The sequence below is a fragment of the Streptococcus oralis Uo5 genome, assembly GCF_000253155.1.
GTDB classification, from domain to species: domain Bacteria; phylum Bacillota; class Bacilli; order Lactobacillales; family Streptococcaceae; genus Streptococcus; species Streptococcus oralis_L.
Map to the genome: position 1 here is coordinate 550,320 of NC_015291.1, position 15,587 is coordinate 565,906.

Annotated in this window: 11 protein-coding genes and 1 CRISPR repeat array; of the genes, 10 read left to right on the forward strand and 1 reads right to left on the reverse strand. The window is 41.0% G+C overall.

The features are described from left to right. Positions 1–100 precede the first annotated feature (100 nt). The 5 genes from SOR_RS02865 (at position 101) to SOR_RS02885 (ending at position 7,864) form a co-directional block, all read left to right on the forward strand. On the forward strand, positions 101–481 hold the full coding sequence (locus tag SOR_RS02865; protein WP_000849882.1) for a hypothetical protein: 381 nt from the start codon (positions 101–103) through the stop codon (positions 479–481). Positions 482–713: 232 nt separating this feature from the next. Further along, the gene (locus SOR_RS02870; protein WP_000713078.1) at positions 714–6,167 is read left to right on the forward strand and encodes a ZmpA/ZmpB/ZmpC family metallo-endopeptidase; all 5,454 of its coding nucleotides are present in this window, start codon (positions 714–716) and stop codon (positions 6,165–6,167) included. Between the two features lie 151 nt (positions 6,168–6,318). Beyond that, positions 6,319–6,699: a hypothetical protein gene (locus SOR_RS02875; RefSeq protein ID WP_000439022.1), complete on the forward strand. Its 381-nt coding sequence runs from the start codon at positions 6,319–6,321 to the stop codon at positions 6,697–6,699. A 54-nt stretch (positions 6,700–6,753) separates the two neighbouring features. Next, positions 6,754–7,008 (forward strand): hypothetical protein, encoded by a 255-nt coding sequence (locus SOR_RS02880; protein ID WP_000983489.1) that lies wholly within the window; start codon positions 6,754–6,756, stop codon positions 7,006–7,008. 163 nt (positions 7,009–7,171) lie between these two features. Beyond that, entirely contained in the window at positions 7,172–7,864 is a 693-nt protein-coding gene (locus tag SOR_RS02885; RefSeq protein WP_000240130.1) for a phosphoglycerate mutase, read from the forward strand. A gap of 123 nt (positions 7,865–7,987) precedes the next feature. On the opposite strand, the gene SOR_RS02890 is transcribed toward SOR_RS02885, so the two are convergent. Beyond that, the gene (locus SOR_RS02890) at positions 7,988–8,560 is read right to left on the reverse strand and encodes a TetR/AcrR family transcriptional regulator (RefSeq protein ID WP_000250302.1); all 573 of its coding nucleotides are present in this window, start codon (positions 8,558–8,560) and stop codon (positions 7,988–7,990) included. A 141-nt stretch (positions 8,561–8,701) separates the two neighbouring features. On the opposite strand from SOR_RS02890, the gene SOR_RS02895 reads away from it, so the two are divergent. The 5 genes from SOR_RS02895 to SOR_RS02915 all read left to right on the forward strand — a co-directional run bounded on the left by SOR_RS02895 (position 8,702) and on the right by SOR_RS02915 (position 15,586). Then, complete coding sequence (locus tag SOR_RS02895; RefSeq protein ID WP_000323379.1) at positions 8,702–9,403, forward strand: ABC transporter ATP-binding protein; 702 nt, start codon at positions 8,702–8,704, stop codon at positions 9,401–9,403. Between the two features lies 1 nt (position 9,404). Beyond that, positions 9,405–12,104 carry an FtsX-like permease family protein gene (locus tag SOR_RS02900; protein WP_000754608.1) on the forward strand — a complete coding sequence of 900 codons (2,700 nt, stop codon included), beginning with the start codon at positions 9,405–9,407 and terminating at the stop codon, positions 12,102–12,104. Between the two features lie 144 nt (positions 12,105–12,248). Continuing rightward, on the forward strand, positions 12,249–12,518 hold the full coding sequence (gene rpsO / locus SOR_RS02905) for a 30S ribosomal protein S15 (RefSeq protein WP_001018251.1): 270 nt from the start codon (positions 12,249–12,251) through the stop codon (positions 12,516–12,518). 452 nt (positions 12,519–12,970) lie between these two features. Continuing rightward, a CRISPR array of direct repeats spans positions 12,971–13,331; the repeat unit is 35 nt; unit sequence GTTTTATCGGTCACAATTTTGGAGACTACAAAAAC. A 298-nt stretch (positions 13,332–13,629) separates the two neighbouring features. After that, complete coding sequence (locus SOR_RS02910) at positions 13,630–14,256, forward strand: CadD family cadmium resistance transporter (RefSeq protein WP_000531729.1); 627 nt, start codon at positions 13,630–13,632, stop codon at positions 14,254–14,256. A 283-nt stretch (positions 14,257–14,539) separates the two neighbouring features. After that, positions 14,540–15,586, forward strand: coding sequence for a FecCD family ABC transporter permease (locus tag SOR_RS02915; RefSeq protein ID WP_000949319.1), 1,047 nt, complete (start codon positions 14,540–14,542; stop codon positions 15,584–15,586). Position 15,587: the final 1 nt, after the last annotated feature.

A 15,587-nucleotide genomic window follows, 5' to 3' on the forward strand; every position in this document is an offset into this window, starting at 1 on the left:
AAATCATTCACCATCTAGTATACTCATTTTGAAATTTCTTTTGTTTTTCATGAAAATATGGTAAAATGATAGTTGTAAAAATTTTTTTAAGGAGATTCAGATGAAAACAAAAGCACTTGCTCGCGTAAATGCGATTTTTGGTCTTATTTCAGGTATCGTCTTGCTGTTGGCACCTCTTGTTATGTTTATGATAGCTGTCGGGGCTGCTGCGGCGACGGAGGACTCTGATGCAACAGTTGGTATATTGACGATTTTTTCAATTATTTTGTCATTGGTAAAAATTGCTGTCTTGGTTTTAGGAATTGTGTCTATTGTCTATTACAAGGACGATGAACGTGTGACGCCTGCACCCTCTATCTTGTTTATCGTGGGTGGTTCTGTTGGATTGATCCCATTCTTGGGATGGGTAGGAGGAATTCTGACAATCATTGGTGGATCCCTCTATTTTGGACTTTTGAAAAAGTTCGAGATTCAAGAATAATGACTTTTTGTTAGGATTATTTTGAAATAAGAGAAGGCGATTAGCCTTCTTTTTTGTCATCAAGCAGGGGTAAATTTGACAGGATAAATAAGCTTTAATAATCGTAAAATCTAGAGTATTTATTGGAGACAAGGAACTCTTTTTATAGTATAATGATGAATGTAAATTCCCTATATCAAAATATAATTCTAGTTATTTTCTTGATAGAAGGTAAAAGTTGAGAGGATTTAGAATGAAAAAGTTTTTTGGAGAGAAGCAGCATCGTTTCTCCTTACGAAAATTAGCAATTGGTCTTGTATCAGCTTCGATTTCAAGCCTATTTTTTGTGTCCATTGCTAGCAGTGGTACCGTATTTGCTCAAGAAAATGTAGCTGTTCACTACAAATATGTGACGGATACGGAGTTGAGTGAACAAGAAAAAGACTTGATTGTTAAGGACATTCCTAAAATTGTTGAGGATAGTGAGAGCACCTATTATCTAGTCTACCGTATGGATGAGAAAGCCCAGCTAGGTCAGTTGCCCAATACAGGTGGGCAGCATAGTCTTACTAGTGTTTTATCAGGTGGAGCCCTAGCTTCAATTGGCCTTCTTATTTTTGTTGTATCCAAAAAGAAAGGCAAAAAGAAAGCCCTCTTGAATGTGATTTTGCTAACAGGGATGAGCAGTGGTTTGGCTTCTTCAGTTCAGGCTATTGAAAATCAACTTTTGCTCCAGTACAATCAGGAATACCAATTATCCCAAGGAGATAGTCTGCCTTTGCCACGCACCCTATCGGGTTATACTTACCTAGGCTATATTAAGCAAGACAAGGACGCTAGTCTGCAAGAAACTGCTGCTAGAGATCAGAAACTTGACTACACGGTTCAACCTCATTTTCAGACCAATGTAGGTGGGCAAAAGGCAGTAGATGAGCAGAAAACTCCGTCTCCAACAAGCCCTGCTGACAAGCCAATCCCATCTCAAGATTCATCCAATCCAAAGCCGTCTGGTATTGCTAGTGTAGATCCTCAGGACGAAGTCTTGGCTGGTCGCGTGAACAAACCAGAGCTCCTATACAAAGACCAAGAGATTGTAACCAAACTAGACTTTTCAGAAGTGGTTCAGGAAAATCCAGAACTAGCAGAGGGGACCATCCATGTCAAACAAGAAGGTCGTGCTGGGAAGAAGATTGAACTTGTTCGCATTTTCACTGTTGAAAACCAAGAAATTTCCCGTGAAGTTCTCTCAACCAAGGTAGAAGAAGCCTTACCACGTATAATAGAAAAAGGGACTAAGAAGGCAGTTGTACCGAGTGAGGCACCTCAGTCTGCAAGAAAAGGAGAGCCTGAGACTCAGGCTTCCTTACCAGAATATAAAGGTGAGCAAGCGGGAGCGATTGTAGAGGCTGAGATAGCCGAAAAACCAGAATATACAGGCACCCAAGCAGGAGCAGTCGTTGAACCTGAGCAAGTATCTCCATTACCTGAGTATCAGGGAACCCAAGCTGGTGCCATCGTTGAACCGGAAAAAGTTGAACCAGAGGTTGGGGGCGTCCAGTCTGGAGCAATCGTAGATCCTGAACAGGTGCCACCAACACAAGAGTATACAGGAACTCAAGCGGGAGCGATTGTAGAACCAGAACAAGTCGCTCCACTACCTGAGTATCAGGGAACACAGGCTGGTGCTATTGTCGAACCTGAGACTCAGTCTTCCCTACCAGAATATACTGGTGAGCAAGCAGGAGCCGTCGTTGAACCGGAACAAGTCACTCCTCTTCCAGAATATACTGGCAATACCGAGCAAGTAAAACCGGAAGCTCCGACAGAAAAACCAAAAGAAAAAGATCCAGAAAAAACACTTGAATTAAGAAATGTTTCGGATTTGGAGTTGTATAGTCAGACCAATGGTACTTACAAACAACACGTTTCTTTAGACGGTGTCCCAAGTAATCCAGACACTTACTTTGTCAAGGTTAAATCCTCGTCATTTAAAGATGTCTATCTACCAGTCGCTTCAATAACGGCTGAAACGAAAGATGGTCAGCCAGTTTATAAAATCACAGCCAAGGCTGAGAAACTCCAGCAAGAGCTAGAAAATAAATATGTTGATAATTTCACCTTCTACCTAGCTAAGAAGGCTAGAGAGGAAACGACAAACTTCACTTCCTTTAGTAATCTCGTCAAAGCTATCAAGCAGAATCTCTCTGGAATTTATTATTTGGGAGCTAGCTTGAACGCCAATGAAGTAGAGTTGGGTCCTGATGAAAGATCCTATATCAAAGGCACCTTTACTGGTCAGTTGATCGGTGAAAAAGATGGCAAGCAGTATGCTATTTACAACTTGAAAAAGCCTCTGTTTGAAACCTTGAGTAGTGCCACAGTAGAAAAATTGAGTCTGAAAAATGTCTCCATTTCAGGGAAAGATGCTATCGGTTCACTGGCCTATGAAGCTCAGAATGGCACAAAGATTCAGCAAGTTCATATCGATGGTGTTCTGGCTGGTGAACGTGGTATCGGTGGTTTGCTGGCTAAGGCGGATCAATCAAGAATCACAGAGAGCAGTTTCAAGGGAAGAATTATCAACACTTATGAAACGACTGCTGCTTACAATATCGGTGGTCTGGTCGGTCATTTGACAGGAAACAGGGCTTTGCTTACCAAGTCAAAAGCGACAGTAGCCATTTCATCTAACACAAATAGTTCAGATCAGACTGTGGGTGGTCTTGCAGGTCTAGTAGATCAGGATGCACAAATCCAAGATAGCTATGCTGAAGGCGATATTAACAATGCCAAGCACTTTGGTAGAGTAGCGGGAGTAGCAGGCTATTTGTGGGACCGAACTTCTAATCTAGAAAAGCATGCTGGAAGATTGACCAATGTTCTCAGTGATGTCAATGTAACCAACGGGAATGCCATTACCGGTTACCACTACAATGGAATGAAGGTGAAGGACACATTCAGTAGCAAGTCCAACAGAGTCTACAATGTCACCTTAGTCAAGGATGAGGTCGTCAGCAAGGAATCCTTTGAAGAAAGAGGAACAATGCTAGATGCTTCCCAAATCGAAAGCAAAAAAGTAGCCATCAATCCTCTTACTCTACCAACAGTGGAGCCTCTCTCAACAAGTGGCAAAAAAGACAGTGACTTTTCTAAGGTGGCTCATTATCAAGCTAAGCGCGCCTTGGCTTATAAAAATATTGAAAAATTACTACCTTTCTACAACAAGGCAACCATCGTCAAATACGGAAATCTAGTCAATGAGAACAGTCTGTTATATCAAAAAGAACTCTTGTCAGCAGTTATGATGAAGGATAACCAAGTCATCACAGATATTGTTTCTAACAAACAGACTGCAAACAAACTCTTGCTTCACTACAAGGATCATTCATCTGAGAAGCTCAATCTCAAGTACCAGGCTGATTTTGCCAAATTAGCAGAATATAGTCTAGGAGATACTGGCCTTCTCTATACGCCAAACCAATTCTTGTATGACCAAAGCTCTATCATCAAGCAAGTCTTACCTGACTTACAAAATGTTGATTACCACTCAGAAGCCATCAGAAAGACGCTCGGTATTTCTCCAAACGTCAAGCAAACTGAGCTCTATCTAGAAGACCAGTTCGCCAAAACAAAAGAACAACTGGAAGATAGTTTGAAAAAACTCTTGTCAGCAGATGTTGGACTTGCCGGTGATAACCCAGTCACCAAGGGCTATCTTGTAAATAAAATCAAGCGCAACAAAGAAGCCTTGCTACTTGGTATGGCGTATCTGGAGCGTTGGTACAACTTCAGCTATGGTCAGGTGAATGTCAAAGACCTGGTTCTGTACCATCTGGACTTCTTTGGTAAGGGGAATACTTCACCACTAGATACTCTGATTGAATTGGGTAAATCTGGCTTTAACAATCTTCTAGCTAAGAATAATGTCGATACTTATGGTATCAGTCTTGCCAGTCAACATGGAACGACAGATTTGTTTAGCACGCTGGAACATTACCGAAAAGTCTTTCTACCAGTGAAAAGCAACAATGACTGGTTTAAATCACAGACCAAGGCTTACATCGTCGAAGAAAAATCCACTATCGAAGAGGTGAAAACAAAGCAAGGACAGGCTGGTAGCAAGTATTCTATCGGTGTCTATGACCGCATCATTAGTGCCACATGGAAATACCGCAATATGGTCTTGCCTCTCCTAACCTTGCCAGAGAGATCCGTCTTTGTCATCTCAACTATGTCTAGTCTAGGATTTGGAGCTTATGATCGCTACCGCAATAGCGAGCATAAAGCGGGCAAGGCTCTCAATGACTTTGTTGAAGAAAATGCGCGTGAAACAGCCAAACGTCAGCGAGATCACTACGATTATTGGTATCGTATTTTAGATAATGAGGGACGTGAAAAACTCTATCGTACGATTCTCCTTTATGATGCCTATAAATTTGGGGATGACACTACATCTGGAAAAGCTACAGTGGAGGCTAAGTTTGATAGCGCCAATCCAGCTATGAAGAACTTCTTTGGACCAGTTGGCAATAAGGTAGTACACAACCAGCATGGAGCCTACGCAACAGGGGATGGTGTCTACTATATGTCTTACCGTATGCTGGACAAGGATGGAGCCATTACTTATACCCATGAAATGACCCATGATTCCGATCAGGATATCTACCTTGGCGGCTATGGTCGAAGAAGTGGCTTGGGACCAGAGTTCTTTGCAAAAGGTTTATTGCAAGCCCCTGACCAACCAAGTGACGCAACCATTACCATCAACTCCATCTTGAAACACTCAAAATCAGATAGTGCAGAGGGCTCCCGTCTGCAAGTATTGGATCCGACAGAGAGATTCCAAAAGGCAGCAGATCTTCAGAACTATGTCCATAACATGTTTGACCTTATCTACATGTTAGAATATCTCGAAGGACAATCAATCGTTAACAAGCTAAATGTTTACCAGAAAATGGTGGCTCTCAGAAAAATTGAGAACAAGTATGTGAAAGATCCAGCAGATGGAAATGAGGTTTACGCCACTAACGTAGTCAAAGAATTGACAGAAGCAGAGGCCCAAAACTTGAATAGTTTTGAAAGTTTGATTGACCACAACATCTTATCAGCTCGTGAGTACCAGACTGGCGACTATGAACGAAATGGCTACTATACCATTAAACTCTTTGCCCCAATCTTTTCTGCTCTCAGCAGTGAGAAAGGCACGCCAGGGGACCTGATGGGACGCCGGATCGCTTACGAACTTTTGGCTGCCAAAGGCTTTAAGAATGGAATGGTACCTTATATCTCAAATCAATACGAAGAAATTGCCAAACAAAAAGGTAAAACCATCAATCTATATGGTAAAGAACGCGGATTGGTGACAGATGATCTTGTATTGGACAAGGTGTTTGAAGGCAAGTATGCATCTTGGGCAGATTTCAAGAAAGCCATGTACAAAGAACGTGTGGATCAGTTTAAAAACTTGAAACAAGTGACCTTTAAAGATCCGACAAAACCATGGCCAAGCTATGCGACCAAGACCATCAATAGTGTGACTGAATTGCAGGCCCTCATGGACCAAGCTGTTCTCAAGGATGCAGAAGGTACGCGTTGGAGTAACTATGATCCAGAAATCGACAGTGCCGTTCATAAGTTGAAGAGAGCAATCTTTAAGGCTTATCTTGACCAAACAAAAGACTTCAGAACCTCTATTTTTAAGAAATAAGGGTTGGAAAATGAAAAGGGAGGATCGACAGATCTTCTCTTTTTATATTCGGCTATCTGGAAGCAGGTAGGCGATTTGTTTGTGACTGAGAAGGTCTTTTGTTTCTGGGGCAAATATGGTAGAATGATAGCTACGAGAGAAGGAGGTTTTTATGGAGAGAGATAGATTGGTTCGACTCAACTGGAGACTGGGTATGGTGGCAGGAATGACTTTACTTTTGGGACCCGTCCTACGATTTTTGCTATCCTATACTGGAGCCCTCGTCTATAAAGATCCTTCAAATATGCTGATCGTCACGGTTGCCTTTTCTTTACTCCTGACATTTTTTAAGATTTTGATAATTGCATTAGGAACCTTTATGCTAATCTATTTCGAAGAGGATCAACAACTTCGAATGCTGCCATCTATTTTATTTATCATTGGTGGCGTGCTGGGCTTTCTTTCAGCGACCGAGTGGATAGGAGGATTTCTAATCATTAAAGGAGCTGTTTCTTTTGCCAAATTTTTGAAAGAAGTCCGTGGTCTTGGCTGATAATTTAGTGAAACAATCCGTTTGAGGGTTGTTTTTTATTTAAAGAATTATCTAATGATGCAAAATTCATTTATCAGAGGATTAATATTAGCTGCTTATGGTGCATTAACAGTGCTAAGTGCTTTTCAAACTCTACTAGTTTTGCATCTTACTTCTGGTGGAACACATGTTGTCAGTGTGGTTGTATTTGAAAAAGCTAATCTTGAAAATTGCAAAGAAACAATTGAAGGTCTAATTCATAATCGTTACAATGATACTAATGTAACTAAGAATACTGATCGTTTAATTGATGCTTTAAATAACAAATAATTGCAATCGTTTCTTGATTGAATATCGCGAATTAATAATAACTAGATGAGAGGACACTGTTATCTCTTTTTAGTTGATTTTAACTAGCTTTTTTGTGAAAAATTGTGTAAAATAGAATAGATAAACGAGGGAAACCTCGAAAAATAAAAGGAGAATCCATCTAATGGTAAAATTGGTTTTTGCTCGCCACGGTGAGTCTGAATGGAACAAAGCTAACCTTTTCACTGGTTGGGCTGATGTTGATTTGTCTGAAAAAGGAACACAACAAGCGATTGACGCTGGTAAATTGATCAAAGAAGCTGGTATCGAATTTGACCAAGCTTACACTTCAGTATTGAAACGTGCGATCAAAACAACAAACTTGGCTCTTGAAGCTTCTGACCAATTGTGGGTTCCAGTTGAAAAATCATGGCGCTTGAACGAACGTCACTACGGTGGTTTGACTGGTAAAAACAAGGCTGAAGCTGCTGAACAATTTGGTGATGAGCAAGTTCACATCTGGCGTCGTTCATACGATGTATTGCCTCCAAACATGGACCGTGACGATGAGCACTCAGCTCACACTGACCGTCGTTACGCTTCACTTGATGACTCAGTTATCCCAGATGCTGAAAACTTGAAAGTGACTTTGGAACGTGCCCTTCCATTCTGGGAAGACAAAATCGCTCCAGCACTTAAAGATGGTAAAAACGTATTCGTAGGAGCTCACGGTAACTCAATCCGTGCCCTTGTAAAACACATCAAACGCTTGTCAGACGACGAAATCATGGACGTGGAAATCCCTAACTTCCCACCATTGGTATTCGAATTTGACGAAAAATTGAACGTAGTTTCTGAATACTACCTTGGAAAATAATCTATAAACAGAAAGCCTAGGAATCCTAGGCTTTTTTGTATCTAAGTTTAAAAAAGACGATTTAGCTAATTGAAAAAGTATAAAATGAGAGGATAGAGCTTATGCTGTAGCAGGTTGTATGAATTAATCTTCTTTTGATGCGTAGCTCCAGTATTCGTAGTTATAGGTTGATAAAATCATATCCGTGATTTCTTCTGGTTCTTCTTGAGCTCCCCCAGCAATCCAAAGAGAAATAATCCCTTCAATACTTGATAAAAAGATTTCCAAAGCGTATTTGTGAGGAATTTGGAAGTTTTCTGATAAGAAATGACGAGTCCTTTCTTTTTGATTTTCAGTTAGAATAATGCTACTTAGAAATTCACGAATTGCACCACGAAAGTCTATGTAATGACTTTGGGACAAGGCGTTGATAAGGCGTTCGTTCGAACGTAATATATAGAAATTTGCTAACATAAACTTTCTAGGCGATTCTCTTTCTTTTTCTAAAAAAATGTAGAGCTGGGAAATAATTTCACTTTTAAAACTATCAATCATTTGATATTTATCTTCATAGTGTAGATAGAAAGTTCCCCTATTAATTCCTGCCCGTTTGCAGAGCTTACTAATTGATATATTTTCAAATTTCTCCTCTGATAGCAACTGAATCAAAGCTTCCTTGATGTCTTCCTTAGTAGTAGTTTTTCGTTTCTGAACCATTTTTTCTTCCTTTTTATTAAATCAACACTTTGTTGATTTTTGATTATTGCTTTTTGACTTAGCCCATTATATAATATTTGTGATTTAGAATCAACATCTTGTTGATTTAAGGAAACGAGCTTCGAAAAGGAGATAAACGATATGGCTTATATTGAAATGAAACACAGCTACAAGCGTTATCAGGTTGGGGATACGGAGATTGTGGCTAATCATGATGTGAATTTTGAAATTGAAAAAGGGGAGCTGGTTATCATACTTGGTGCTTCAGGTGCTGGAAAATCAACCGTTCTCAATCTCCTAGGAGGTATGGATACCAATGATGAGGGGGAGATTTGGATTGATGGTGCCAATATTGCCAACTATAGTTCGCACCAACGAACAAACTATCGTCGTGAAGATGTAGGTTTTGTTTTTCAGTTTTATAATCTAGTTTCCAATCTGACAGCCAAGGAAAATGTGGAACTGGCTTCAGAAATCGTGACAGATGCCTTAGAACCTGAGCAGGTCTTGACAGATGTAGGTTTGGCTTATCGCCTCAATAACTTTCCAGCCCAGCTTTCTGGAGGGGAGCAACAGCGAGTCTCCATTGCACGCGCTGTAGCCAAAAATCCTAAAATTCTCCTCTGTGATGAACCGACTGGTGCCTTGGATTATCAGACGGGGAAGCAAGTCTTGAAGATTCTCCAAGACATGTCTCGTCAAAAAGGAGCGACGGTGATTATCGTGACCCACAATGGTGCGCTAGCCCCTATTGCAGATCGCGTGATTCATATGCGCGATGCTACAGTTAAGGGCATGACGATCAATGATCATCCGCAGGATATCGATACATTGGAGTATTAGCATGAAAAAAACATATCGAAAAGACCTATTTCAGTCAGTGACGACTTCAAAGGGACGCTTTGTTTCTATCTTGACCTTGATGATGCTGGGTTCTTTAGCCCTAGTAGGTCTCAAAGTAGCCAGTCCAAATATGGAACGTACGGCAGGGGATTATCTCCGTAAAGTCAATACCCTGGATCTGGCCGTAATAGCTGATTATGGCTTGGACAAAGAAGACCAAGACGAACTAAAGACCCTTCAAGGAGCAAGTGTTGAGTTTGGCTATATGGCAGACCTAACCGTTGAAAATGGTGAGGAAGCAGTTCGACTTTATTCCAAACCAGAGAGCATTTCAACCTTTCAAGTGACAGAAGGGCGACTGCCAGAAGCTGATGGGGAAATTGCTCTAGCCGACTTCTGGAAAGACCGCTATCAGATTGGGCAGACCATTACCTTTACTAAGAAAGAAGAAAAGTCCATCGTAAAATCCCAAACTTTTACAATTACTGGATTTGTTCAGTCGGGTGAGATTCTTTCTAAAGAAGATTTAGGAAGTGCTAGTAGTGGAAATGGCAACCTGACTGGCTATGGAGTAATTTTACCCAGTCAGTTTGACTCAGATGTTTATAGTATTGCGCGTGTGCGCTATGACGATTTAAAAAATCTGGATACTTTTTCATCAGACTATAAGACCAAACGAACCCAACACCAGGAAGAGTTGCAAGAATTGCTGGCCGATAATGGTCAAAAAAGATTAGCAAGTATCAAAACAAATGGGCAAAAGAGCCTGAAAGATGGGAAAGAACAGCTCCAAACTGCTGAAAGCAACCTTGAAAATGGCAAGAGCCAGTTAGAGCAGACCGAAAGTCACTTGAAAATGCAAGAAGAACAAGCGACCGCTTTACCAGAACCACAAAAGAGTCAAGCCGAGGGACAGCTGACAAAAGCTAAGGAAGAACTGGCGACAAAAAAAGACAAACTGGCTCAGACAGAGAGTGATTTAACTAAGGAAAAAGAGAAGCTAGAACAGCGTCAGAAAGAGCTGGATGAACTGGCAGAGCCGAAATACCACGTATACAATCGCGAAACCATACCAGGCGGACAAGGTTACCTCATGTACAGCAATGTATCAACAAGTATCCGTTCTATCGGAAATGTTTTCCCAGTGGTGCTTTATATGGTCGCTGCAATGGTGACCTTTACAACGATGACTCGCTTTGTAGACGAAGAGCGCACCAACGCCGGTATTTTTAAGGCCTTGGGTTACAGGAACAGAGATATAGTTGCAAAGTTTGTCCTCTATGGTTTTCTTGCAGGAACTGTGGGAGCCATTATAGGAACGCTTCTTGGACATTATCTCCTTGCAGGCGTCATTTCGGATGTTATAACAGCTGGAATGGTCGTTGGGAAAAGCCAGGAGTATTTTTACTGGTCTTATAGCCTCCTTGCCCTAGCCTTGAGTTGGGTATCCAGTGTCTTGCCAGCTTATCTGGTGGCGCGGAGGGAATTACACGATGAAGCAGCCCAACTCTTACTCCCAAAACCTCCCGTTAAGGGATCAAAGATTTTGCTGGAACGCCTGAGCTTTATTTGGAATCGTCTGAGCTTTACTCATAAGGTTACGGCAAGAAATATTTTCCGTTATAAGCAACGGATGTTGATGACCATTTTTGGAGTTGCAGGTTCGATGGCTCTCTTATTTGCCGGTCTTGGCATTCAGTCTTCTGTAGGAGGAGTTTCCGAGCGCCAATTTGAACAAATCCAGCAATACCAGATGATTGTAGCAGAAAAGAGCAGTGCGAGTGAGCAAGAAAAAGCAGATTTAGAAAGTGCCTTGCAAGCTGAATCGATCCATGCTTATCAAAAGATTTACTCTAAAACCATTGAAAAAGATTTCAAAGGAAAAGCAGGACTTCAGACTATCACCATAATGGTCACAAGAAGAGAAGACTTCAAGCCTTTTATCGCATTACAGGAAAATGGGCAAGAGGTGGAGTTCACTGATGGAGCTGTCGTGAGTCAAAAACTAGCTCAACTAGCAGATGTTAATGTTGGAGATAAGCTAGAGCTTGATGGGAAAGAAATCAAGGTCTCGGCGATTTCTGAAAACTACGTTGGACACTTTGTTTATCTCAACCGAGCGACGTATGAACAAGTCTACGGCACCAGTCCGAAAGACAATACCTACCTAGTGAAATTAAAAGAGCCGACACTATCCAATACGGAGAAAGAAGCTGCTGTCTTTATGAAAAAAGCTGCTGTTTCTGGGGTGGTCCAAAATGCAACGGCTATCCACCTCTTTGAATCTGTAGCCAATTCTCTCAATAAAACCATGGCAATCCTTGTCCTTGTTTCCGTCTTACTAGCCATTGTCATTCTTTACAATCTCACCAATATCAATGTGGCAGAACGTATCCGCGAACTTTCCACTATCAAGGTTCTCGGTTTCCACAATAAAGAAGTGACCCTCTATATCTACCGCGAGACCATAGTGCTATCCCTTGTGGGGATTGTTCTCGGTTTGGTAGCAGGCTACTATTTACATCAATTTTTGATACAAATGATTTCACCTGCCACCATACTTTTTTATCCACGAGTCAGCTGGGAAGTCTATGCTCTTCCAATCGTCGCAGTGACTGTAATCTTAGCCTTACTGGGCCTCTTTGTCAATCACCACTTGAGAAAAGTAGATATGCTCGAAGCCCTGAAATCAGTAGAGTAATTCAAGGTTTTAAACAGTAAATCAGTTGACAAAGTCTCTGCTTCTTGGTAGAATAAGAACTGTCGTAAAGACAAATAACTTCTTCTTGGTCACAGGCATGCCAACCTGTCACTCGGATGAAGCCAAATAAAAAGGAGAAACATCATGGCAATCTCAAAAGAGAAAAAAAATGAAATCATCGCACAATATGCACGTCACGAAGGTGATACAGGTTCAGTAGAGGTTCAAGTTGCTGTCCTTACTTGGGAAATCAACCACCTTAACGAACACATCAAACAACACAAAAAAGACCACGCTACTTACCGTGGATTGATGAAGAAAATCGGTCGCCGTCGTAACTTGCTTGCATACTTGCGTAAAAACGACGTTAACCGTTACCGTGAGTTAATCAACTCTCTTGGACTTCGTCGTTAATCTTGCGTCTAAAACGTTTCTATACTTCGTTGCCTTCGCCTCGATGTACCATCAGTACAATCTTCGGCTTGTCGCCTAGTCTATAAACGTTTTATCCAGCAAGAATCAAGCTCTCTGATTTCAGAGGGCTTTTTATGTTGTCACCTTATCTCGATATACTCAAGTATAATCTTTGGTTACGGTTCCTAGCACTGTAAGGTAAAATAAACCAGATCATCTCCCTTCGGGGAGATTTTTTTGTTTTACTAAAAATTTTGTACAATCTTCGGCTTGCCGCTTAGTCTATAAACGTTTTATCCAGCAAGAATTATGATGCTAAGGGCGCCAAAAATCCGTATGAAAATAGGGAAAGGACACAGTGTTCGATGAACACAAGGAGTTTTATCTTTTTCACTAGGATTTTAGCCCGAGCTCAAATCAGCTCTCTGACTTCAGCGAGCTTTTTTATTGAGGTTTTATCGGTCATAATTTTGGAGACTACAAAAACAATGGAGCCGTTTGTGTTCTAGCTGTGACAGGTTTTATCGGTCACAATTTTGGAGACTACAAAAACTAGCTCCGTCATCATCACGAATAGATGACCGTTTTATCGGTCACAATTTTGGAGACTACAAAAACCACATCCCTTCACTAGAGGGTTGGACCTTTGTTTTATCGGTCACAATTTTGGAGACTACAAAAACCTTGGCGTAGGTGGGCGTAAAAGGCAGCAAGTTTTATCGGTCACAATTTTGGAGACTACAAAAACTAAGGCATTTGTTAGCTGTAATGGTATTAAGTTTTATCGGTCACAATTTTGGAGACTACAAAAACCTCAAATGGTATCAGCTAATTACACCATAAAGGTGCGCAGCTACTCGGCTTGAAAAGTCGAGTAGCTGTCTGCAAGCCCCCTCGGAGAGCCCACACTTTACGAAGTAAAGTATAGTATGTTATACTTTACATGGAAGTAGTCACCGAATTCCAGTTAGAAATTACTTTGTAACTACGTTTTGAGGAGGAGTAAAATGCTTTCCTACGTTCGACATTACCCACTAGCGATAGCTAAATTAATGTGTCTGTGCTCTCCTAAAATCTGCTGATTTATTACTAACTAATACAGGAGGTTTTTATGGGACAGACAATCATATCTGCTATTGGTGTTTATATTTCCACCAGTATCGATTATTTAATTATTTTAATTATTTTATTTGCACAGCTATCACAGAATAAACAGAAATGGCATATTTATGCGGGGCAATATCTAGGAACAGGCTTACTTGTAGGGGCGAGTTTAGTTGCTGCTTATGTCGTTAATTTCGTGCCTGAAGAATGGATGGTTGGATTGCTTGGTTTAATCCCTATCTATTTAGGGATTCGCTTTGCAATTGTTGGAGAAGGTGAGGAAGAAGAGGAAGAAATTATTGAAAGATTAGAACAAAGCAAGGCAAATCAACTGTTTTGGACAGTTACATTGCTGACAATTGCGTCTGGCGGAGATAATTTAGGTATCTATATACCTTATTTTGCTTCGTTAGATTGGTCACAGACCCTCGTGGCGTTGCTTGTGTTTGTAATCGGCATAATTATCTTTTGCGAGATTAGTCGGATGTTATCCTCTATTCCGTTAATATTCGAGACAATTGAAAAATACGAGCGAATCATTGTGCCCATAGTATTCATTCTACTTGGACTATACATCATGTATGAAAATGGCACGATAGAGACTTTTCTGATCGTGGAGATTTTTTTTCACTAGGATTTTAGCCCGAGCTCAAATCAGCTCTCTGATATTCAGAGGGCTTTTTATGTTGTCACCTTACCTCGATATACTCAAGTATAATCTTCGGTTACGGTTCCTAGCACTGTAAGGTAAAATAAACTAGATCATCTCCCTTCGGGGAGATTTTTTGTTTCACTAACATTTTTGTACAATCTTCGACTCGTCTATATATGTCTCTATCCTTGTTCATCTAGTAGAAATATGGTATACTTTTTATGAGAATTTTCTAAATTTTTTAATTTTGTCTAAGGAGGTTTTCATGCTTTCCAAATTTTCTGGAAGCCGACAGAACGTAAAATTTGTGTTACTTTTAGGTGTTTTGCTAGGTATTTTAGGGATTTCCCTTTTTCTAGCTGTTTCTATGGGGTCCGTTGCGATTGATCTAGGAGATACCTATCGGATCATTTTGAGCAGATTGGGATTTCCTCTTGAGATAGGAGAGGTTTCCAAGTCCACTCTTGCCATTGTATGGAACATGAGATTCCCTCGAGTATTGTTAGGTCTGATAGTAGGGGCTGGTCTTTCTATGTGTGGTAGCGTGATGCAGTCCACAGTGAACAATCCCATCGCAGAGCCCTATGTCTTAGGAATTTCTGCGGGTGCAACTCTAGGGGCAACTTTGAGCATCATTCTTGGTTTAAAATTGGTGATTAGCCTTGGAGCTTTCCTTGGAGCTATTTTGGCAACAATTGCTGTCCTCATCATTGCCTCTATGCAGGGAAGGATGACGACTTCTAGTCTGATCTTATCAGGAACGGTGGTCAATGCTCTCTTTCTGGCATTTTCCAACTTTATTATCTCAGTTGGCGCTAATGCGGACAGTGTGATGACCATTAAGTTTTGGACCATGGGTTCGCTTGCCGGGACTACTTGGTCTGACATAGTCCTGCCAACTATAGTAGTAGGAATGGCCTTTCTATTTTTCGCTACTCAGTATCGTGTTTTTAATGCGATGATGATGGGAGATGAGGCTGCTTTAACTTTGGGAATTCCCTTACGCTTCTATTGGTATCTTTACGTGACCGTGGTGGCTGTGCTGACAGCTGTCTTGGTGGCTACTTGTGGGATTATTGGATTTGTTGGTCTGATTACTCCTCACTTAGCTCGAGGGTTAGTAGGAACGAATTACAGGAGGCTTTTTCCCGTTGCGACCTTACTGGGTGCCCTCTTTGTCATCTGGGCAGATGTACTCTCTCGTATCATCATTCCAAACGCAGAGTTGCCGATTGGTATTTTCACAGCCTTAGTAGGTGCTCCCTTCTTTATTTACATTGTTGGAGGTAGGCGAAGGGAGGTGAGGGTCTGAT